Genomic DNA, 18,960 nt, shown 5'->3' with positions numbered 1-18,960 from the left:
AACTTTTTATGACAAACCTAACTAAGAATACCATTTTCCAAACGGTATTAGTCAGCGCATGTGTATTTGCTTTGACGGCATGTATTTCAAGCCCTGAAAAGTCAACGCATAAGATTAATGCTATTTCTAATGCAGCCCCATCTTCTATAAATACTCCAACGAGCGCAGCTGAACAGGATCCTATCGCTAAACAAGATCGCTGCGATAGGATAAAGCCAACAGACAAATACTATAACTTGTGCAAAGAGCGTGTACGTAAATCAAAATCAGAAAAAAATGATGACTCGGTGGTGTTTGAATGGAAGAAGCAGTAAAGCAATCGCGAATGGCATTTCACGCGAAAGTAATTTTTCTTTTTGTGGCTTTCGCTGTTTACGTAGGGCTGGAACTATCTTTAAATGTATTGCTAATTGACCTATACGCACTACCAGTGGAAAAGGTATTTGTTGAACATGCAGAATCAGTTGCTCGGTTAGATTTATTCGGGCGCAGTTTATCTAGCTTTGGTTTAGCTTTAGCAATTTATACATTTTTACCACGCAAACTTAAGAGCCGGTTTAAGTTTCAATCACAAACAATAGACACGGTTCATCCTCAGCACATCTCTACCACGCAACGCATAAGGCTCTTTATAATTTCCATAGCCAACGCGGGCATTACCATATTATCGATAATTGTAATTTGGTTATTGCTAATCCCAAGCATTAGAGTTGGCATAGAAAGTTGGGTGCACAGTAGGACGGGTGAACAAAAACTCAGTGCTGTGCGAGCTATTGTATACAAGGAAGGCTATCTAGCTGGTCGAATTAAGATTGCTGATTTTGATGAATTTAATGCAATTGTACAAGATGAAGATCGTCGAGACTTAGTGGTAGCCTTGATTCCATCACTTGCCTATTTTTCTAAGAATTTTAATCAAATGATTGAACAAAATATGGAAAAGTTGGCAGACGCGTTTTTAAGCAATAATCAAACACAACGATTTACACAGAACGGCCTTCCTAAACTGAGACAATTCGACGATTTATATCGTCAGGAATTGCAGCTTTACCACAAAGCAAATAGTGACTACCAAAAAGCGATTCATCGACTTGAAAATGATAACGCAATCTTGAATGAGCAACGCGAGTTAATAGCATCAGTAAATACCCAACTTCAAAGTCGCTGGGATACCTATGCTCAGCTTTACGGTAGTGCACGTTCGAGTTTTAAACAGTTGTCAAAAGATAAGTCGTTAAGAAAAGCCCACCATAAGTTTAAAGATCAACATCGCGCTAGGGGTTGTAATACTGCTTGTAAAAGAAGAGTAGAAGAGGCACATGCTGACTACCTGAACAGCATAACGTACCAAAATGGACAGGGGTTAGGCATCAAAGTATTGCCAGAGCATGTAATTTTCACTGTATTGGGTACAGAGGAACGTATTTTGAGTATGCTCCGGCAGGGTCGTGAGCATTGGTTAAAATTAGTCTACGGTGTTGGCGAACATGAAAAATTTGATGAATTTGTCGTGTCTGAAGAAGCGCGTGTACAACTTATCAAAATGTTTAAAGAAAAAGGCGTTGAGCTACCTAGCAACTGGCAAACACACGATGTAAATGCTATCACCAAAATACTTCGTGACAAATACGAACAACAAGCCAATCAAGTCTGGCAAAAATACCAACGAGATTCGCGATTTGATATTACCGATGTTGGCCTCGACCGCATTGGTTTTGCTACTCACGACACGATCAAGCGAATGGCACAGCAAACACTAGGACAATACTATATCAACGACTTTTCGCCAGGTTTGTCCGAAACCACCTATGAAAAAAAATGGTTGGCTGAGCAAGATAACATTTCGTTTATTCGGATGATTACATCTACTGCAGCAGCCGCAGCTTTTGCACCGGGTGGTTCACTTTATGATATTGGTAATGATGCAGTTAAGCTGGCTGTTATATTGCCGTTCAGCGTGGTATTGAGCTTTGTCGCAATTTGTGCACTTTTCTTCAAATTTGGTTACTACCTTTATCATAATAGTGTCACCTATTTAGTTGCATTGGTAACGATGGGCGTGTTGATTATTGGATTGCCCGTAATAAATTCAGTTTCCAAAGAGGGCACTTATGGCGAGATGATGAGTGCATTTGCCGAAGACTTCAATAAGAACGAACCACTTGAATATACAAAAACGACACTTTTTGGCTTTGTGCTAGATGTTGAAAACGGTATTTTCGAAAAATACCGAGGTTTATCTTTTATTAACCATATCGCTTCTCAAATATTCAATCAGTATAGAGAAGATCCTGCCACGGGAGAACTGGTTGTGAGAAAACCGAAAAACGACTTTTTTAAAGTTATGAATCGCTATGACGACGTTTTCTTTGAGCATTTTTCGTGGTTACCTTCAGCTGTAGCACCTAGTTTCTTCGGTATGAGTGAGGTTAGACAATATGACGCAAATATTACCGTGTTAAAACGTGATCATAGCATTGGGGCATTTTTAGGAGTCTATTTGAATAATGACAAAGTCACCCGAGTTGCTATGCCGAATTTCTTAGCAAATAAAGATCTCGGCTTACTGGCCGAACAACGCTTTTTCTATAACCCTGATTTAACGAGTATTGCGAATACATTCATTGGTAGCTATGAAGATGGAGATTATCTGCTCAATTTAGCAAACGGCACGGTCATGCGTGAGTCTGCGAAAAACAAAATTGAAAAAGCTATGGTGAAATTGATCAACAAGCAACCTGGGTTATTAAACTCGCTCAACAAACTGCAGGCATCTGGGTTAAAGAATTTGGTATTGGTTCAACTAAACCGCTCGGAAAATTATCAATGTTTCTCGGTGCCAACGATAAACTCTGTATCTTTTGCGAAGGCTATAGCAGAGCAGAGCTTGAGTTTCCAACCTATTGATAATTGTCGAGGAGTTTTGTAGTGATTCAATCGGTTATTGACACTATCAAAGAGTATTTATCTAAAACCATAGTTGCATTAGTGTTGTTTGCACTTATTTTTTCCGCCTTTCAGGTGATGAAATCGCAACATGATGCTGAGCTGTTAAAGGCTTTGCAAACTATAGAACGCATTAAGCTAAAATGGACGTTAACTGAGGAGTAAACTTGTGTTGAAAAGGGCTAATTCATCCCAAAAAGATAATGACCAGAACATTTATAAAAAGCGGTTACTTTCATTCGAAATTAATGTACCTATTGTAATAGCGGTTATTGGACTGCTCTATTTAGGATATGCTGGTCATCAGGAGAATATGAAGAACAGTCGCAAGTTAAATGAGCTGCTAGTAAAATATGAAAAGACATTAGATACCGCCATCGCAAATGATGCCAATTCACTTAAAAACTATCGTAAGAATGTAGAAAAAGTGCTTGCAGATCTTTCGCCTCAAGAAAAAGCTATTTTAGAGACCGCACTTCGTTTGTCGCAACAGGAGGCAGACTAAACTATTTAAGAGGCAATTGTGTTGGAAATTGCCTCTTAAGTACTAACTGCGTTTATCGTAATGATGAATCACTTGCTCCGGAGAAAATCCTTCTGGTATTCGTAGCGTGATTGGACGATATAAATGTATATTGCCCTCTACAATAGCCCCTTCTTCTATTTCCAGAACCGGTATTTCCTGCTCAACTTTTGACGACCAATAGCCCGGTTTTTCGAAAATAATATCACCGTTAATTCGTGTTCCCTTTCCAATTAAGACATTGCCAGTAGCTGTGCGCACGTTGGCGCCAATTTCAACGTTTGTTGCCAGCTGAATGTCACCGTTGAGCGTCACCACATCATGGCTGACTTGTACCTTGTCACCGATATCAATATTGCCATTGGTAGTTTCTATGGAATCGGCTTCACTGAAGTTTTCGATAGTAATATTACCGTTTAATACTTCAATCGACTTTACTTTGGCATGGTGGCTAATAGTGATGTTGCCGTTTGTGACGGCCAAATGCCCAGCTGAATTGTTAGCATTCACATCGATGTTACCCATAGTAACATCAACACTTTGTCCATGACTGGCAACGCGGTTACCAACTGAACAACTAGTTAGGGTAAGAATTACTAGGATGACACCGTACAGACGGTATGCATTGCTTAACATAATCAATTCCTTTTCAGCGTTTCATGTGGCTGATGTAAAAACTAGGCTTTTTTCACAAACTTGGCGGTTACCATCATTTCGCCAATACCGTCTACTTTGCAATCAAGCTCATGATCTTTTTTATCAAAAATGCGTCTTACCAGTGCTTTCGTCCCAATTTTGATGACTTGTGAGCTACCTTTAATTTTCAGATCTTTAATCACCGTAACTTTATCACCATCGGAAAGCAGGGCACCGTTGGAATCTTTGACTTCAAAGGCGTCTTCATCTTGTACATCTGAAGGGTTCCACTCGTAACCACATTCTGGGCAGATAAGTTGAGATTGGTCTTGATATACGTATTCAGATGCACATTTTGGGCAAGGAGGTAAAGATTCACTCATGGGTAATTAATTCGTAAGTTGAAATTTGCGGGTATTCTAGCAGTTTACATTTGTTATCGGAAAGCGCATTACTGCGTCAAAGTGAAAAAGACAGTATTTTCTCCGGCATATTTTTGACACAGATACTCTGATTTACGGATGACGTTTAATTTCACAGAAATGACTTCGGATTTTTCGCTTTTTTATTGCTGTTATATTTCATTGTGTTAACCAACTTTCACCTAACCATGCTCTTTTTTAGATAGATCATGGCGCGTTTGATGCTTAAAAAATGCACAATCATAAATTGAGTAGTACATTATGGAAAACGTAGCCAAACTCGAGAATCACCAAAGCATTTATCAAGAAAACTATCGTCTAGCGCAAGAACTCTCAATTGTCAGTGAAGTAGATCAATATGAAAGTAAAACGCTCACGGCAGAGAATTTAATAGACTTACATATCATCAATATCGATATGCCGGACACAGGAGCACATAATCGTGCGGTTAAGGCGTATTTGATGACACACTTGTTTGATCAGGAAGGGAATGTTGCAGATTCACCGGAGATGATTTTATTGATTGATCAAGCAAATAAAGTGCTAGAACCCTATTCATTAAATAAAGTATCGAATAAGCAGGACGTATCAGATACGCAACTGTCTCTAAGTGAGATGCTGAAAAAGCAGGCCCACTTGAATAACTTTCTTAAGAACTGGTTATTGAATCTTAAAGCGATGGATTATCAGCAGTTAAATTAACACTACAATTAGTAATGTTGGCTTTCTTTTATAATGAAGTTAAAAGAGCCTCAGCGTATTAAAGGCTCTTGTTCCTAACTGCGGAAATATTGCGTCAGTTAGTGCGCTTGCTATCTAGCCTATTTTGGATAATACCAAATATTGGTTGATAGCGATTTAGGTAAGAATGGAAATTTTAACGCTAGCTCATGCTTTCCGCGCGTTAATTCGGGAATATCAACATAAGCGATTAACCCTTTAGTCTCACTCTGAGCATAAACAGAAAATTCCCACTCGGGAGCCAATGTTAGTTCACCCAACTGCAAATTCACAAAGCTGTTTAGGCATTGGTTATCCAATTTTACATCGTTTAAATTCGGACATGTTTCTTGTAAATAATGCTGTAACGTTGCCGTTAGTGGAATAAAAACTTTAATCGGCATATGTTGATATTCCCTTTTGTCTACGGCTACATTTGTAATGAGCCCCTTTTGTATATGCTCTGACAAATGGATAATACGGTAGGCTTTAAGATCTTGCTCATTTCTTACCGTACTCTCATCAAATGAAAATACACTATTCCTTTCTAAATACGAAAAAACAGTAATCATAGCAATAGCAAAAATGAGAGACATCGCTGCTTTTCGGGCCAATCCATTGCTTTTCCCACCTAGGACAATTTTTTCGTATAGGAAGTAGCCAGTTAAAAATCGAAATACGACATAAATGTAATAAAAGGGAACTTGGATCCATTTGGCTTTTTGCCGGCTTAATAAGCTATCACTGAAAATTTCAGCTAAAAATATGAGTGAGCAAATTAAGAATAATAATATGAATAAGTGAACTGTTAGTTGAAATTGTTCAAAAGACTTTGCTAGTACAATTAGCCCACTCATTTCAAATGTTAAAAGTAAAACTGAACTAAAGAGACATACGACTAAAAGAGCAACTGCAAATAGCTGACTGCCAATGTGGTCAACTCTATCTATGTGTCGATTCATCTGTCTAAATTGCTTTACTTGAGCAATGTTCAGTTTCCGGTACTGGCTAAATTCCAGTTTTCCAGAAGTCTTTTCTACGCGAGACATTAGCCCAATCAGCGCTATCCAATAAGCGCGAAAAGACAAATTCAAAACTAAGAAAAATATGATTGACAGCATACTTAAGGTAGTAAGAACGGTTAAGTAAAAGCAGATTTGATAAAGCCCTGAACCATTATCTTTGATATAAAAATCAATCCAGCTATACAAGTACGGCAGGTTAAAATATGCCTGCATTAATAATACGAGTGTAAATCCAGAAATTAGGAGTTCCATTTCCCAGCTTCTACGATATAACGACTCAATCCATGTAAGTTTAGTTGATGACATCGACTTAAATTTTTTGGAGCGCATGCACTTGTTATTCAATGAAAAAGCGCTATACGCGATTGTATGATAGAGACGTATTCTAAGTGAATTTTTGTTAATTGTCTTTGTGTTAAGTGGTTTTCCAAATTCACTAAATAAAGTATCGAAAGCGTAGGACTAGTCAGAAAGTCAACTGTCTCTATGTGAGGTGCTGAAAAAGCAGGCCCAATTGAATAACTTTCTTAAGAACTGGTTATTGAATCTTAAAGCGATGGATTATCAGCAGTTAAATTAACACTTAGGCCAATACTTAAATGGCTTGGTGCGCTAAGTATTTCATGACGACGTCCTTGTTAAATTGATGAACAAGTAAATTTAAATTGTATTGCTATTGGGTGAGCTTCGGAAGTCTATCGCATAATTGTATCTTTTGTTGTCGCAAGCGTAATACGTACACACAGAAAAAATCCAGCTTAGCCGTGTCTAAACAAGGATGTAGTGTCTGCGCCTACAGGGGAGACATACTTTTTTTGTTCGCGCCAATAAGTTCGGACGAATAAAGTATCGGTAACTGACATAGTGTTGTCTTAATCAATGCTAGTAGAGAAAAGGTCACTATGTCTTTTGTAAAAACGCCAAATAACAATGCTATTACTCACTGTATTTCGTTTAACTGGCCGATAGTTGGTTTTCTATTATTTATGTTAGCCATTCCAGGTATACCGGCAATCTTCATCGTGTTATCTGTAACATTCAATGAACCTTTGATCGAAATGGCGTCATCAATCGTCAATGTGGCATATTTCAATTCACCTTCGCCCATTATGGTGCATGGTATATCTGGCATCATATTTTTTATGACCATTCCTTTTCAGTTCTCCAAAGCGATTCGCATTAACCACGCAATATGGCACAGAGTCAGCGGTATATTTGCGGTAGCTTCGGGGGGCGTGATGGCTGTCTCGGGCATATGGATGCACTTAGCTTTTGCGCCAAATACGTTTGATACGCGTTTGGTATCTATATTAACTATTGCAATTGCTTTGTGTGTAGCTTTTACCTTAGCAATTTTGTTCATCAGAAAACGTAACATTCCAATGCACAGAAAATGGATGATTCGGGCAGTCGCGATAGCTTTGGGAGCCGTTAGTCCATTGTTCATTGAAGCTGCTGCAGTGGTTTTCGCAGGTAATAATCAAGCGTTATTGAATACATTTGCGCAACTTCTACATGATGCTGGCCTAATCTTAGGCATGATACTGAATTTGCTGATTGTAGAATGTATGTTTTTGAAACAACAAAATAAAATGGCTCATTGTTAGTCACGTCGCGCAACTTAGCCGACAAGGCTTTGGTGTTGTTGATATCAATGCTGAAACACTCATCATGAGTAGCTATGACGTAGAAAAGAACATAGTCGTTTTAGACATTCAATAGCACATGTGAGTTGTCTAGCACCATTGAATGCAACGAAAGGATGATATTTGAATTAATTCATTGTAACTAAATGAAATTGTAATAACTCTTTGATAAGGTCAGAAATATTCCTGAACACTTTTAGGTGAGTTAAACGTGCGTTTAATATCGCAATTTTGTTCAGCTAATGCTAACGTTTAATCAAAGCGGTTAATCTCTTCAATAGGAGAGTTTAATGTTTCACTTTAAGAGCCATAATGAACATTCCTGACATTCCCAACTATCATGCACTGATCATGTTGATACTGACGGCAGTAGCGCTTTATTTCTTTCGTCGAGAGGATATACCGCTTGAGACATCGTCACTCGCCGTACTAGTGGTATTGTGTTTAGTGTTTACTATTTTTCCATTTGAAGTTGATGGTAAGCATTTGGAGCCATCGTCGTTATTTTTTGGTTTTGGTCATGAAGCACTCGTTACTGTGTGTGCGTTAATGATTATTGGCCATGCGCTTGTGCGCACTGGTGCGCTTGTACCTGTTGGCCGTTACCTTGCCAAACTGTGGAAAATAAGCCCGGCATTGTCGCTCCTTATCACGCTGATTATTGCGGGTACATTGAGTGCCTTTGTCAATAACACGCCTATTGTTGTTTTACTGTTGCCTATTTTGACCAGTGTTGCGTTACGCACTAACACCCCAACTTCTCCTATGCTCCTACCTATGGGGTTAGCCACGCTTGTTGGTGGCATGACAACGACTATTGGTACGTCGACTAATTTATTGGTTGTCAGCGTTGCCAGTGACATGGGACTACCCAGAATTGGCATGTTTGATTTTAGTCTGCCTGCCGTTATTGCAGCGGCAATAGCTATTGCGTATCTGTGGATTGTTGCCCCGAAACTGTTACCCGACCGCAAAGCATCGCTACCCGATACGTCACCTCGGCTCTTCAGTGCCTATCTTAATATCAATGAAGACAGTATCGCCAATGGAAAAACGGTCGCAGAAGTGCTCAAAATGACGGATGATGCGATGAATATTGAATCTATTCAACGTAGCCCAGATTATCGCAATATTAGGCCTTTCCCTGATACTGTGCTTAAAGAAGGCGATCGCTTACATGTTAAAGATAATCCTGACCAGCTAAAAGAATTTGAGTCGGTTTTGCAGGCCACATTATTCTCAGGGACACACCGTGTGGATGAAGATCATCCACTCAATGCAGAAAAACAAATGCTCGCAGAAATTGTGGTGATTCAGGCATCAGAATTGGTAGGACGTACGTTAAAAGATGTGCAATTTGCCAAGCGTTACGGGATTTCTGTATTGGCGTTACATCGTGATGGTAAGGCGATGGATATAGGGCGTCGTAGTATTGGCAATGTGGTTATTCACACTGGCGACGTTCTACTCGTGCAAGGGGACGCCGAACAGGTTGCTTATCTCAAAGAAACACAGGGCTTTCTCGTCATCGATGGTGCATCTGATTTGCCTTACTCTAAAAAAGCTCCGATGGCATTGTCGGTACTGTTTATGGTCGTTGCTGTGGCTGCCGTTGGCATACTTCCCATTGCTATCAGTTCAATATTCGGCATTTTGTTGCTACTTGTGACTAAGTGCTTAGATTGGAGTGAAGTCTCTGCGGCTTTAAGCAGCCAAGTAGTGCTTATCGTCGTTGCTTCGCTCGCATTGGGTTCCGCGATGATGCAAACAGGAGGTGCGGAGTATATTGCCCAGCTGTTTGTGGCATTGGCGTTTGATCTACCACCCGGTGGTATCATAGCGGCATTGATGTTGATGTTAGCGGTGCTCACCAACATTGTCTCTAATAATGCTGCGGCGGTAATCGGAACACCAATTGCTATTTCTGTGGCAACACAGCTCAACTTACCCGTACAACCATTTATTTTAGCGGTTTTATTTGGCGCTAATCTGAGCTACGCAACACCCATGGCTTATAAAACCAATATCTTAGTAATGAACGCTGGTGGTTACCAATTTTCAGATTTCATTCGGGTTGGTTTACCATTGATCGTATTAATGTGGCTGACGTTGTCATTTTTGCTTAGCTGGTTGTATTTATAACGTCACCGCGAAAAAATGAAAAAAAACGCCATAACTGGCGTTTTTTTCATCGTAGAAGCGAATTATTAACGCTTCGCTGCAACCTTCTTCTTCACTACTACGTTTGCTTCAATACGACGGTTTTTAGCATGTGCCTCAACGGTATTTGCAGCATCAAGTAATTGCTCTTCGCCATGACCAACCGCTATTAAACGGGTTGCGTCGATGTGATATTCATTTACTAGAACATCAACAATTGCTTGTGCACGTTTTTCTGAAAGGACTTTATTGTATGCGGCATCGCCTACTGAAGATGTGTGACCATTGATGGTTAATCTTGCGTGTGGATAGGTACGCAAAAATTCAGCGGCTGTAGCAACTTCTTCAAAGTATTCCGGCTTCACAATTGCTTTGTTATTGTCAAAATTAACGCTGAGTTCCATAGTCAACTGCTGCGTAGTAAATACCGTGCAACCATTCGCATTGACCCTATCTGTCATTGGCGTATTCGCGCAGCGATCTTGATGATCAAATACACCATCTTTGTCGCTGTCTTTAGGCTTTGCTTGTGTTGCCGCAGCGGCTGCTGGCGCTTTTGATTTTTTTGGACTGTCACCAAAATAGTAAATGAAGCCAATCTTAGTTGAAAAATCCATGTAATCATCGTCAAATTCGTAAGCACCTTTGGCTTCAGCATATAAGGCACTTTTCTCGCTAAGGTAGTAGCGGTAGCCTGCACCTAATCCGGCAGCTAAGTTAGAGCTGTCAACATCCAGAAAGTCTGCACCAGCATAAAGGTAGAAGTTTTGTTTACTTGGAAAATAGAGTAAATCGAGTGCTGTACTTGAACCTGAAGGCTCTTGATAGCCATTCGTTTCAGTCTCAAAATTCAACTTGGTAATCGATATTCTGGCTTCATACCAAGGGGAAATGCGATAGCCGTACTCAATGCCGCCACCTGAGCCGTGATCAAAGCCTGAATCATCGTCTGCCGGGTTCAGTTTGCGATCGGTGTCGTTCTTCATTGTAGTGCCGTGTAGGCCGATGTAACTACGGCCTGTTAGATCTTCACCTGACGGTTGTTCTGCGGCGTTGATCGCGCAAGAAAATAGCGAGATAGCCACAAGTTGGCTAAGTCGATTAAGCGTAAAAAATTGCATGTTTTATCCTTTTGAGCGTGTTGTCGTCAAATACAGGGGTAATAAATTAAACGCTAATTTTACGCAAAATTTCGAAGCGCGCCACAGCAGTTGGGCATTTAATCGAATTTTATTAACTAATTTAGAAGATTCTAGTGAAATCGATGCAAAAAGGCGCTTTTTACATCGATTTTGTAGGCAATTATCTAGCTTTGGGTTTCTAACTACCTTGCCACGGCTTAAGTGGGATATTGATACGGCTATCGTTAAACCATTTAATTGATAATTCTTGGCCTGCGTCAGCGACAGTTTCGTTGTTGACGGGCTTACCTGAACCCAGATTAACCTGTGCGTCGCGATTCTTATTAACATTTAAAACAATGGCGAGACGGCTGCCTTTTGCAATTAATTTAGCCGCCATTCTTGCGTTGACTATCGGGATCATCGTTTTTATATTGGGCGTCAGCAATTGGCGCTGGCTCATATCATTGGCAAAACTTGCTCTACTGCGGTAAGTATTTAAATGAAATGCGCGTCCTTCCTGATCAATTTCGTAGAAATTGTAGCCAATATCAACGTCTTTCTTGTTCACCGCTATTGAAAAGTGACCGGTAATCGCACCCGCCAATTCTTGTGGTGAATCGAACGCTTCGGTCATAAATATTAAACCATTTGGCTCGTTCAGCTGTTCTTGGATTACAGGCCACGGCGCGCGATTATGCTCTGTGGTTCTGTCGGTCATATCTATTGTTTGAGAGATAAAAGCTGTTTTATCTTCTGGGTCAGTTAGTAAAAAGAATTGTGAATCATCGTTAGCGGACGTTGATAAAAAATAGGTACGAGCTTGTGCGTTCATTGCCGCGTAACTGTTAGCGTGTCGCCATAGGTTGCTACCCATTAGCTGGTAGTTTACTTTGTCTTTCAAAAGTTCGGGTTGCTCTTTCCCTAACAATAAGTGATCAAACCAAGCGAATACGATTTCTTCGGTATCTTTTTTAAGCGCTACCTCATCGAGCTGATAGTTGCTGAAATGTGAAATGGCTTTCTCTTGTGCGGAACGGTGATCGTAAGGCCCAATGAGCAATGTATGATCGGCATTTTTGTTGTATTTATAGTGTCGTGTTAAATAGTCAATTGCAGATATCTGTCCGCCGTCAAAGTAGCCAGTTACGGTTAGCACCGGAATATTAATATTCTTATATTCTTCTTTTACTGGCACCATCGCCTGATAATAGTCGTCAAATGCTGGGTGTGATAACCACTTTTGAAACCAAGGACTTGCTACACCGTCAATTTTATCAATATCTGAAATGGCACGACCGCTGGTGTACATGTCTTCCACCAGTTTACTCGACTTTTGCCAGTCATTGTAAACACTGGCGTCTACCGTATTGTTATTTGTCGCGTAAGCAGCCCATTGATAATTTCCTGTAAGTACGATGTTGTTTTCGTAAGGTAAACCGGTGATTAGGCTAGCTGCAGTGTAAGGGGCAATTGCTTTGAGGGCAGGGTGCATATGCTTGGCAGCAGCCCACTGCGTGAAGCCATTATAACTGCCGCCATACATGACAACTTCGCCATTACTCCAAGGCTGCTTGCTGATCCAATCGATAGCATTAGTCGCATCTTTGCCCTCATGCTCCCATGGTACAACGGCGCTACTGCTTGAACGCTTACCTCGGGTATTTACGACAACTCCAATATAGCCGTGCGCTGCCGCATGGATTGCGGTTCTTATGTGCGCTGCTTCGTCTGCATATATGGTGAACTGCATTGCAGTAGGACTTTTGCCCTTAAGTCCTTTAGGTTTAACGATTGTTGCGGCAAGTTCGATGCCATCGGGCGTCGTAATCAGGGTTTCCGGTGTAATATCATATCGTTTGTCTTGTTCTATCTTAATTAATGTCTGACTGATAGGAATTACACGGGCAAGCACATGATACAAATGACTGTTGACAATGAGGTTTATCGCTTGCTCTTCACTCAGCGTTTCCAACGCACGCACGCTCATGAATATGTTGGTTACATAGTCAACCGCGCCAGATACTGACCAACCCAGTGCGCCGCCAAATTGTAATAACGTCTCGTTATCCATTGTCGCAAGTTGTAGATTGAGTGATTGACGCAAAGTCTGCTCAAAATGACGTGGATCAGATTGTTTTATAGCTAACGCTGTTTGGCTATCTAGTGTGTAATGGGTGTAGGAAATCGCCTGTGGAAACTGGTTAATTTCACGTAACAGTTCATGGTGTTGTTCACGAATTGAAAGCAATGCTGTCTTATTGAACATCCTTTCTTGCGCTATACGGTCGGATAAAATTTGATTGGCCAGTTGCTTTAGATCGTCATAGAATACAGGCGAATTCAGCACGGCTAACGTATCGTCATAACCATCGATTGTGGCAGCTCGAAGTGTTTTAGGTGTATAAAATATCTGTTCGCTTATTTGTTTTTGCGCAAATGCTTCAAGCACCTGAAAGCAAAAAATTAGCAAAAAAAGCTGTAGCGTTATCGTCAATGCGACTTTGTTATTTTTCATCATTGTTCTCATGTAAATTAGCAATTTGCTGTTGGTATCGTCTTGATTGCTGGTATGCTAGAAAATTGCAGGTGACGAGTAATGAAATACATCGGAATTTTTGTGACTTTTAATGACTGAGCCAGGTGGAATCAAGTGTTTTATGTAGCTTATTATAATATAAACAATGGTTTATATGTTTATTAGGGAAGTTTGATGCGCTGGCAAATCGCACAATATATTTTTTGTGATCAACAACAATTTCTAGCATTGCACACAGAAAATGACACAAAAACAGTTCAGTTAGAGCCAATGATGGTCGAACTGCTCCGTTATTTTTGTCAGCATCCAGATAAAATTGTTAGCAAAGAAACACTTATTGAGCATGTTTGGTTAGGCCGTATTGTCAGTGATAATGCGGTGAGTAAATTAATCACTAAGTTGCGCAAAGTATTTAACGATGATCCCAAGCAGCCTCAATTTATCGCAACATTTCCTAAAAAAGGCTACAAGTTTATTGCTACTGTCGTTCCTGCTAGCCATGACGAGCCATTGACGCCGACAGAAGATCCTTCAAAAACAAATGCTTGTATTGACCAAACGCACGATGTGCTAGTGCAACAAGCACCGCTAGTTTCGGCTGAAAGTGAACAAGTGAAGACTGTAGATACTGCGCTCGCTTCTACTGAGAAAAAGACCAATAGCGACTCAGAAAACAATACTCCTGCTACCGCGAGTAATTCTCTTCGCCTTGCTGCTGGCTTAATTAGTGTGCTAATGATTGTCCTCTTGTTATTTTGGTATAACAAACAAGCTGTTGAAAATATTGTAACGCTTACTTCTGCGAAAGCGATTACAACAGATGCAGGCAATGAGTTGTTTCCTGCGGTGTCACCCGATGGTACACGTGTTGCCTATATGCTAAGTACTGGCAAGCAGATGAAATTAATCATCAAGCGTCTTGCTGATCAGCAACAGATTGAAATACAGCACGAGTCTGGCGTCGGGGTAGGACCTGCTAATTGGAATACCAGTGGCGACAAAATCGTATATTTGGTTGCCACACCTCAGCGATGTCAGTACTTTATTCGAGAGATTGACGATATGTCAGTTGGTGAGCCTCAGTTAATACATAATTGTCCTGCGGGTAGCTATGGCAAAATACTATTCACCCATGATGACAATCGTTTAGTTTTTGCTGAAATATCTGAGGGGAACCACGGATATTCGATGTTTGAAATCAACTTGATTTCACAGAAAGTAAAACATATAAATCAACCTGAATTGGTGCTGGGGGGGAATAGTCAATTTGATTTACACCCAACCAAAAACCGATTACTTATTTCTTCACCTGATAAACAACAGTGGGAAGGGTTTTATTCACTCGATCTTGACAGCAATGAGCTTACATTATTGTTTAAACAAGACGCCTACATTTGCTGTGGTATTTGGAGTCACGACGGAGAACGCGTCGTTCTCATGGGGGAGCACCCAGCGTACCAGATCTTGAGTTATGACTTACAGGGTAATGATCGGCAAGTCGTGTATTCAGGGAGCCGCCAATTAAGTTGGCCAAGACGCCACACCAACGGGCGTGATTATCTATTTGCCTCGGGCAATCATAATGAAGATATTCATGCAATTTCACTGGCAGATTCAGCATCGCGAGTTGTCGCGGATGCGTCTGTAGATGAACGGTTAGTTACTTACTCTGCAAAACGTCATCAAATAGCTTACATCAGCTTTGCCTCTGGCAGCGAAGAAGTATGGATTTCGGACACAAATAGCACCAGCGACAAGCCAGCGCGAAAATTGACGAGTTTTAATGATAGTCGTCACTATGTTGATTTATTGTGGTCACCAGATGGTAAGTACTTGCTCGCTTTGATGCTCAATGAAATGCACCTTATCAATGTTGAGTCTGGCGATTATGAGCGTTTGAAAATACCGCAATCTGAGATTCGTGGCGTATCGTTCAAGTCAGGTTCACAAATAGCCTACAGTATTCAAGAATCCAATCAATGGCAGGTGTATCTTTACGACATAAACAATCATAGTGTTGCCAGTGTGGATAAACGCTGGCAGTTTGTGCGGTTTGACGCGCTGTTAAACGATACATTATGGCTTGATCAAACAGGTATATTGTTTGTAGGTAAGCAGCCAACGCCTATTGCTCATGAGTCAATTTCGTCGAGTAATCTGCTTAGTGGTCGACAGTTTAATTTAACTAAGCGCGGTAGTGATTATTTTTGGTATGAATACACAGATGGTGGAAAAATAAGACATCTTGATAGCGATACTGGCATTGTAAGCACTGTCACTCATAGCGACAGTGCTCGGTTTGCCTTAGCGGACAATACCTTGTTATATGGCATTACCCAGCGCGGCAGTATTGATATTTACCAAACGCAATCAGTCAGTCGATGATTGCGCTATACGTTTTCTTTTAGCCCTACGTGACAACATATTTAAGCTTTCGATAATCACAGCAAATGCCATTGCTGCGTATATATACCCTTTTGGTAGATGCGCACCAAAGCCTTCTGCGATAAGTGTTGTACCAATCAACAGTAAGAAGCCCAGCGCTAACATTACCACGGTTGGATTGGCATGAATGAAGCGAGATAGCGGGTCGGCGGCCACAAGCATAGCGGTTACCGTAATAATGACTGCCGCCACCATAATAGGTAAGTGTTCTGTCATGCCAACTGCAGTAATAATACTGTCGATAGAAAAGACAATATCGAGTAATAATATTTGAACTACAACAGCAGAAAAGCTTATGCCAACTGCAGCAATCCCATTATTTTCTGGTTCGGGATCCGGATCTATGATGTGGTGAATTTCTTTCGTTGCTTTCCATAGCAAGAACACGCCGCCCGTTATCAAAATAATATCGCGCCATGACAGGCTATGTTCAAACAATGTGACCACAGGTTCAGTTAAGCCAATGATAAAAGCAATTGTGCCTAATAAGAATAGTCTGAGTATTAACGCAGCAGAAATGCCTACTCGCCTTGCTAACGCACGTTTTTCCTCAGGAAGTTTATTTGACAAGATTGAAATAAAAACCAAGTTGTCGATGCCCAGTACGACTTCCATCGCCGTTAATGCAGCAAATGCCGCCCAAGCATTAGGATCTGTGAGCAGTGATAAAACATAATCCATACGTGTTTTCCAACAGAAATTCTGAAAGTGATAGAACCAAGATTATGGCTAACTGCTTCATTAAAAGCCATTTATTTTTCAATCAGGCAATATTATCTGAAGAATCCCAGCGTGATTGTTTCATTCGTCACGAAATGCCTCGGCATTGAGGTGATGTCGGTTAAGCAGTTTATAGAACTCAGTACGATTGCGCTGGGCAATTCGGGCTGCTTGTGACACATTGCCAGCAGTTAACTTAAGCAACTTGGCAAGGTAGTCTCGTTCAAATTCATCCCTTGCTTGTTGAAAGGAGGGCAGCGGTGCTGTTTCTTCACGTAGCGCATTGGCGACCAATTTCTCGTTGATTAAAGGCTCTGTTGATAGTGCGACACTTTGCTCAACCACGTTCTGTAACTGACGTATATTACCAGGCCAGGGGGCGCTAATAAGCAACTCCATCGCTTCTGTTGAAAACCCTTTTACAGTAGTTGTGGTGTGGGCAGATACGAGTGTCAGAAAATGCTGTGCCAGCAGTGGAATGTCTTCTCGACGCTCCAGTAGTGGCGGTAATTCAAGCTCTACTACATTGAGCCGATAATATAGATCCTCTCGAAATGTACCGTCGATAATGGCCTGTCTCAGGTTTTTGTGAGTGGCGGAGACAATGCGAACATCGGTCTTAACTGATTGAGTGCTACCAACGGGACGCACTTCTTTTTCTTGAAGTGCGCGTAATAGTTTTACCTGAAATGTCAGCGGCATATCACCAATTTCATCGAGAAATAGGGTTCCACCAGTGGTTGCTTGAAATAAGCCGGTATGGTTATTTTCTGCGCCGGTGAATGCCCCTTTCACATGGCCGAATAATTCAGATTCTAAAAGGTGTTCAGGTATAGCGGCACAGTTAATGGCGGTAAAAGGACGCTCTGCACGATGACTTGCTTTGTGAATTGCTTTGGCTAATAGCTCTTTACCCGTACCACTTTGACTATGAATAAGTATGCTAAAGTCACTCTGTGCTACTTGTTTGGTTTGTTGCAACAGTGACTCCATTACAGCGCTACGACTAATGATTCCTTCGCGCCAATGGTTTTCATGTGTTCCCTTTGGGCTAATGGCTGGCTGTAACTGCATCGCTTTTTCAACTGTTGCTAACAGTTCCTGACTTTCAAAAGGCTTAGTCAAAAAACTAAAAACGCCTTGCTTGGTGGCGTTTATCGCATCGGGAATCGTGCCGTGAGCGGTCATAATCACCACAGGCATGCTTGGGTACTGTTGCCTAATTTGCTCGAACAACGCCATGCCGTCCATGCCTTCCATGCGTAAATCACTGATTACCATATGAGGATGAAAACTCTTTAATATGCCAAGTGCTATTTTGGCATTAGCTGCTGGCTCGACAGTGTATCCGGCGGCTTTCAATCGAATACCGATTAACCTCAATAAACTTGGGTCGTCATCGACGATCAAAATTTTTCTTGGTGATTGTGTATCAGAAGTCGTCATAGCGCGCTACTGTCCTCGTTTATTGATGGCTTGTTCGATTTTTTTCAGTTGGACAATTTGCTTATTCAGCTGGGTAATCTTTAATTGTTGCTGGCTTAATTGTTTATCTTGTTTCGCGATCAGCGATTGTGCCTGATGGTATGCACCTTGGTAATTCTCCAATTCTTTCAATAATAACAACTGCTGATTGAGTTGATCTTTTAGCATGACGATAAATGCCAAATCCTTAGGTGTAAAAATGGCGTGATTATATGGCTCAAGCTGATAAGTATTCAGTTGTGCTTTTGCCGTATAAGGATTATGAATAGGGGCGTTGGGTAAGCTATGAAGCATGACTAACAATAAGTCTGTATTGGCTACTCCGTTGAGCTTATTTTGTTTTTGTCTGGTTATTTCAGCCGCTAATTCTTCATCGCTTAAGGTTTTTATCCATAGATAATAGTGGCTAGCATCAGATTCAGGCGTTGGTGCTCCTGTGATAGATTGGCACGCTGAAAGTAGCCCAGCCAGCGCCAGCATGAATAAAGACCGTCTTAGACATGAAAACATCGTTTGAACAATGGGAAATTGGTGTCTAGTTTTCATAACTTGTTGCTCTTTCTCTCGGCCGA

Annotated in this window: 16 protein-coding genes; 8 read left to right on the top strand and 8 right to left on the bottom strand. The window is 41.0% G+C overall.

Going from position 1 to position 18,960, the window contains the following annotated elements; translation table 11 throughout:
* Window positions 1-8: 8 nt before the first annotated feature.
* From ACSLUK_RS05620 to ACSLUK_RS05605, 4 genes are read left to right on the top strand one after another with little or no spacing between them, the layout of a single operon-like run.
* Window positions 9-314, top strand: a complete 306-nt coding sequence (locus ACSLUK_RS05620) for a hypothetical protein (RefSeq protein ID WP_448547550.1) — start codon at window positions 9-11, stop codon at window positions 312-314.
* Window positions 299-2,929, top strand: a complete 2,631-nt coding sequence (locus ACSLUK_RS05615) for a hypothetical protein (RefSeq protein ID WP_448547549.1) — start codon at window positions 299-301, stop codon at window positions 2,927-2,929. The genes ACSLUK_RS05620 and ACSLUK_RS05615 overlap by 16 nt, the downstream gene beginning before the upstream one ends.
* Complete coding sequence (locus ACSLUK_RS05610) at window positions 2,929-3,111, top strand: hypothetical protein (RefSeq protein ID WP_448547548.1); 183 nt, start codon at window positions 2,929-2,931, stop codon at window positions 3,109-3,111. Before ACSLUK_RS05615 ends, ACSLUK_RS05610 begins: the two co-directional genes overlap by 1 nt.
* A gap of 4 nt (window positions 3,112-3,115) precedes the next feature.
* A complete protein-coding gene (locus ACSLUK_RS05605; protein ID WP_448547547.1) occupies window positions 3,116-3,451 on the top strand; it encodes a hypothetical protein in 336 nt (111 codons plus the stop codon).
* 42 nt (window positions 3,452-3,493) lie between these two features.
* On the opposite strand, the gene ACSLUK_RS05600 is transcribed toward ACSLUK_RS05605, so the two are convergent.
* Window positions 3,494-4,105, bottom strand: a complete 612-nt coding sequence (locus tag ACSLUK_RS05600; RefSeq protein WP_448547546.1) for a hypothetical protein — start codon at window positions 4,103-4,105, stop codon at window positions 3,494-3,496.
* A 41-nt stretch (window positions 4,106-4,146) separates the two neighbouring features.
* Window positions 4,147-4,488, bottom strand: coding sequence for a zinc ribbon domain-containing protein YjdM (locus ACSLUK_RS05595; RefSeq protein WP_448547545.1), 342 nt, complete (start codon window positions 4,486-4,488; stop codon window positions 4,147-4,149).
* A gap of 300 nt (window positions 4,489-4,788) precedes the next feature.
* Between ACSLUK_RS05595 and ACSLUK_RS05590 the strand changes: the two genes are divergently transcribed.
* Window positions 4,789-5,229 (top strand): DUF6908 domain-containing protein, encoded by a 441-nt coding sequence (locus ACSLUK_RS05590; RefSeq protein WP_448547544.1) that lies wholly within the window; start codon window positions 4,789-4,791, stop codon window positions 5,227-5,229.
* Between the two features lie 119 nt (window positions 5,230-5,348).
* Here the strand turns inward: ACSLUK_RS05590 and ACSLUK_RS05585 are convergent, their stop codons facing one another.
* Entirely contained in the window at window positions 5,349-6,578 is a 1,230-nt protein-coding gene (locus ACSLUK_RS05585; protein WP_448547543.1) for a hypothetical protein, read from the bottom strand.
* 596 nt (window positions 6,579-7,174) lie between these two features.
* Between ACSLUK_RS05585 and ACSLUK_RS05580 the strand changes: the two genes are divergently transcribed.
* Both ACSLUK_RS05580 and ACSLUK_RS05575 read left to right on the top strand, forming a co-directional pair.
* The gene (locus tag ACSLUK_RS05580; protein WP_448547542.1) at window positions 7,175-7,879 is read left to right on the top strand and encodes a DUF2306 domain-containing protein; all 705 of its coding nucleotides are present in this window, start codon (window positions 7,175-7,177) and stop codon (window positions 7,877-7,879) included.
* A 351-nt stretch (window positions 7,880-8,230) separates the two neighbouring features.
* Window positions 8,231-10,060, top strand: coding sequence for an SLC13 family permease (locus ACSLUK_RS05575; protein ID WP_448547541.1), 1,830 nt, complete (start codon window positions 8,231-8,233; stop codon window positions 10,058-10,060).
* Window positions 10,061-10,125: 65 nt separating this feature from the next.
* On the opposite strand, the gene ACSLUK_RS05570 is transcribed toward ACSLUK_RS05575, so the two are convergent.
* Window positions 10,126-11,199, bottom strand: coding sequence for an OmpA family protein (locus tag ACSLUK_RS05570; protein ID WP_448547540.1), 1,074 nt, complete (start codon window positions 11,197-11,199; stop codon window positions 10,126-10,128).
* 199 nt (window positions 11,200-11,398) lie between these two features.
* The gene (locus ACSLUK_RS05565; protein ID WP_448547539.1) at window positions 11,399-13,720 is read right to left on the bottom strand and encodes a CocE/NonD family hydrolase; all 2,322 of its coding nucleotides are present in this window, start codon (window positions 13,718-13,720) and stop codon (window positions 11,399-11,401) included.
* Between the two features lie 192 nt (window positions 13,721-13,912).
* Here ACSLUK_RS05565 and ACSLUK_RS05560 point away from each other — a divergent pair, with 192 nt between their 5' ends.
* Window positions 13,913-16,123 (top strand): winged helix-turn-helix domain-containing protein, encoded by a 2,211-nt coding sequence (locus ACSLUK_RS05560; protein WP_448547538.1) that lies wholly within the window; start codon window positions 13,913-13,915, stop codon window positions 16,121-16,123.
* Here ACSLUK_RS05560 and ACSLUK_RS05555 read toward each other — a convergent pair.
* The 3 genes from ACSLUK_RS05555 to ACSLUK_RS05545 form a co-directional block, all read right to left on the bottom strand.
* Window positions 16,109-16,864 (bottom strand): TerC family protein, encoded by a 756-nt coding sequence (locus ACSLUK_RS05555; RefSeq protein ID WP_448547537.1) that lies wholly within the window; start codon window positions 16,862-16,864, stop codon window positions 16,109-16,111. The genes ACSLUK_RS05560 and ACSLUK_RS05555 overlap by 15 nt on opposite strands.
* A gap of 120 nt (window positions 16,865-16,984) precedes the next feature.
* Window positions 16,985-18,349: a sigma 54-interacting transcriptional regulator gene (locus ACSLUK_RS05550; protein WP_448547536.1), complete on the bottom strand. Its 1,365-nt coding sequence runs from the start codon at window positions 18,347-18,349 to the stop codon at window positions 16,985-16,987.
* Between the two features lie 6 nt (window positions 18,350-18,355).
* Window positions 18,356-18,934: a hypothetical protein gene (locus tag ACSLUK_RS05545; protein WP_448547535.1), complete on the bottom strand. Its 579-nt coding sequence runs from the start codon at window positions 18,932-18,934 to the stop codon at window positions 18,356-18,358.
* Window positions 18,935-18,960: the final 26 nt, after the last annotated feature.

The organism is Thalassotalea fusca (genome assembly GCF_053485835.1).
Note: the sequence above shows the minus strand (reverse complement) of the source record. Positions and strands in the feature narration are given on the sequence as shown.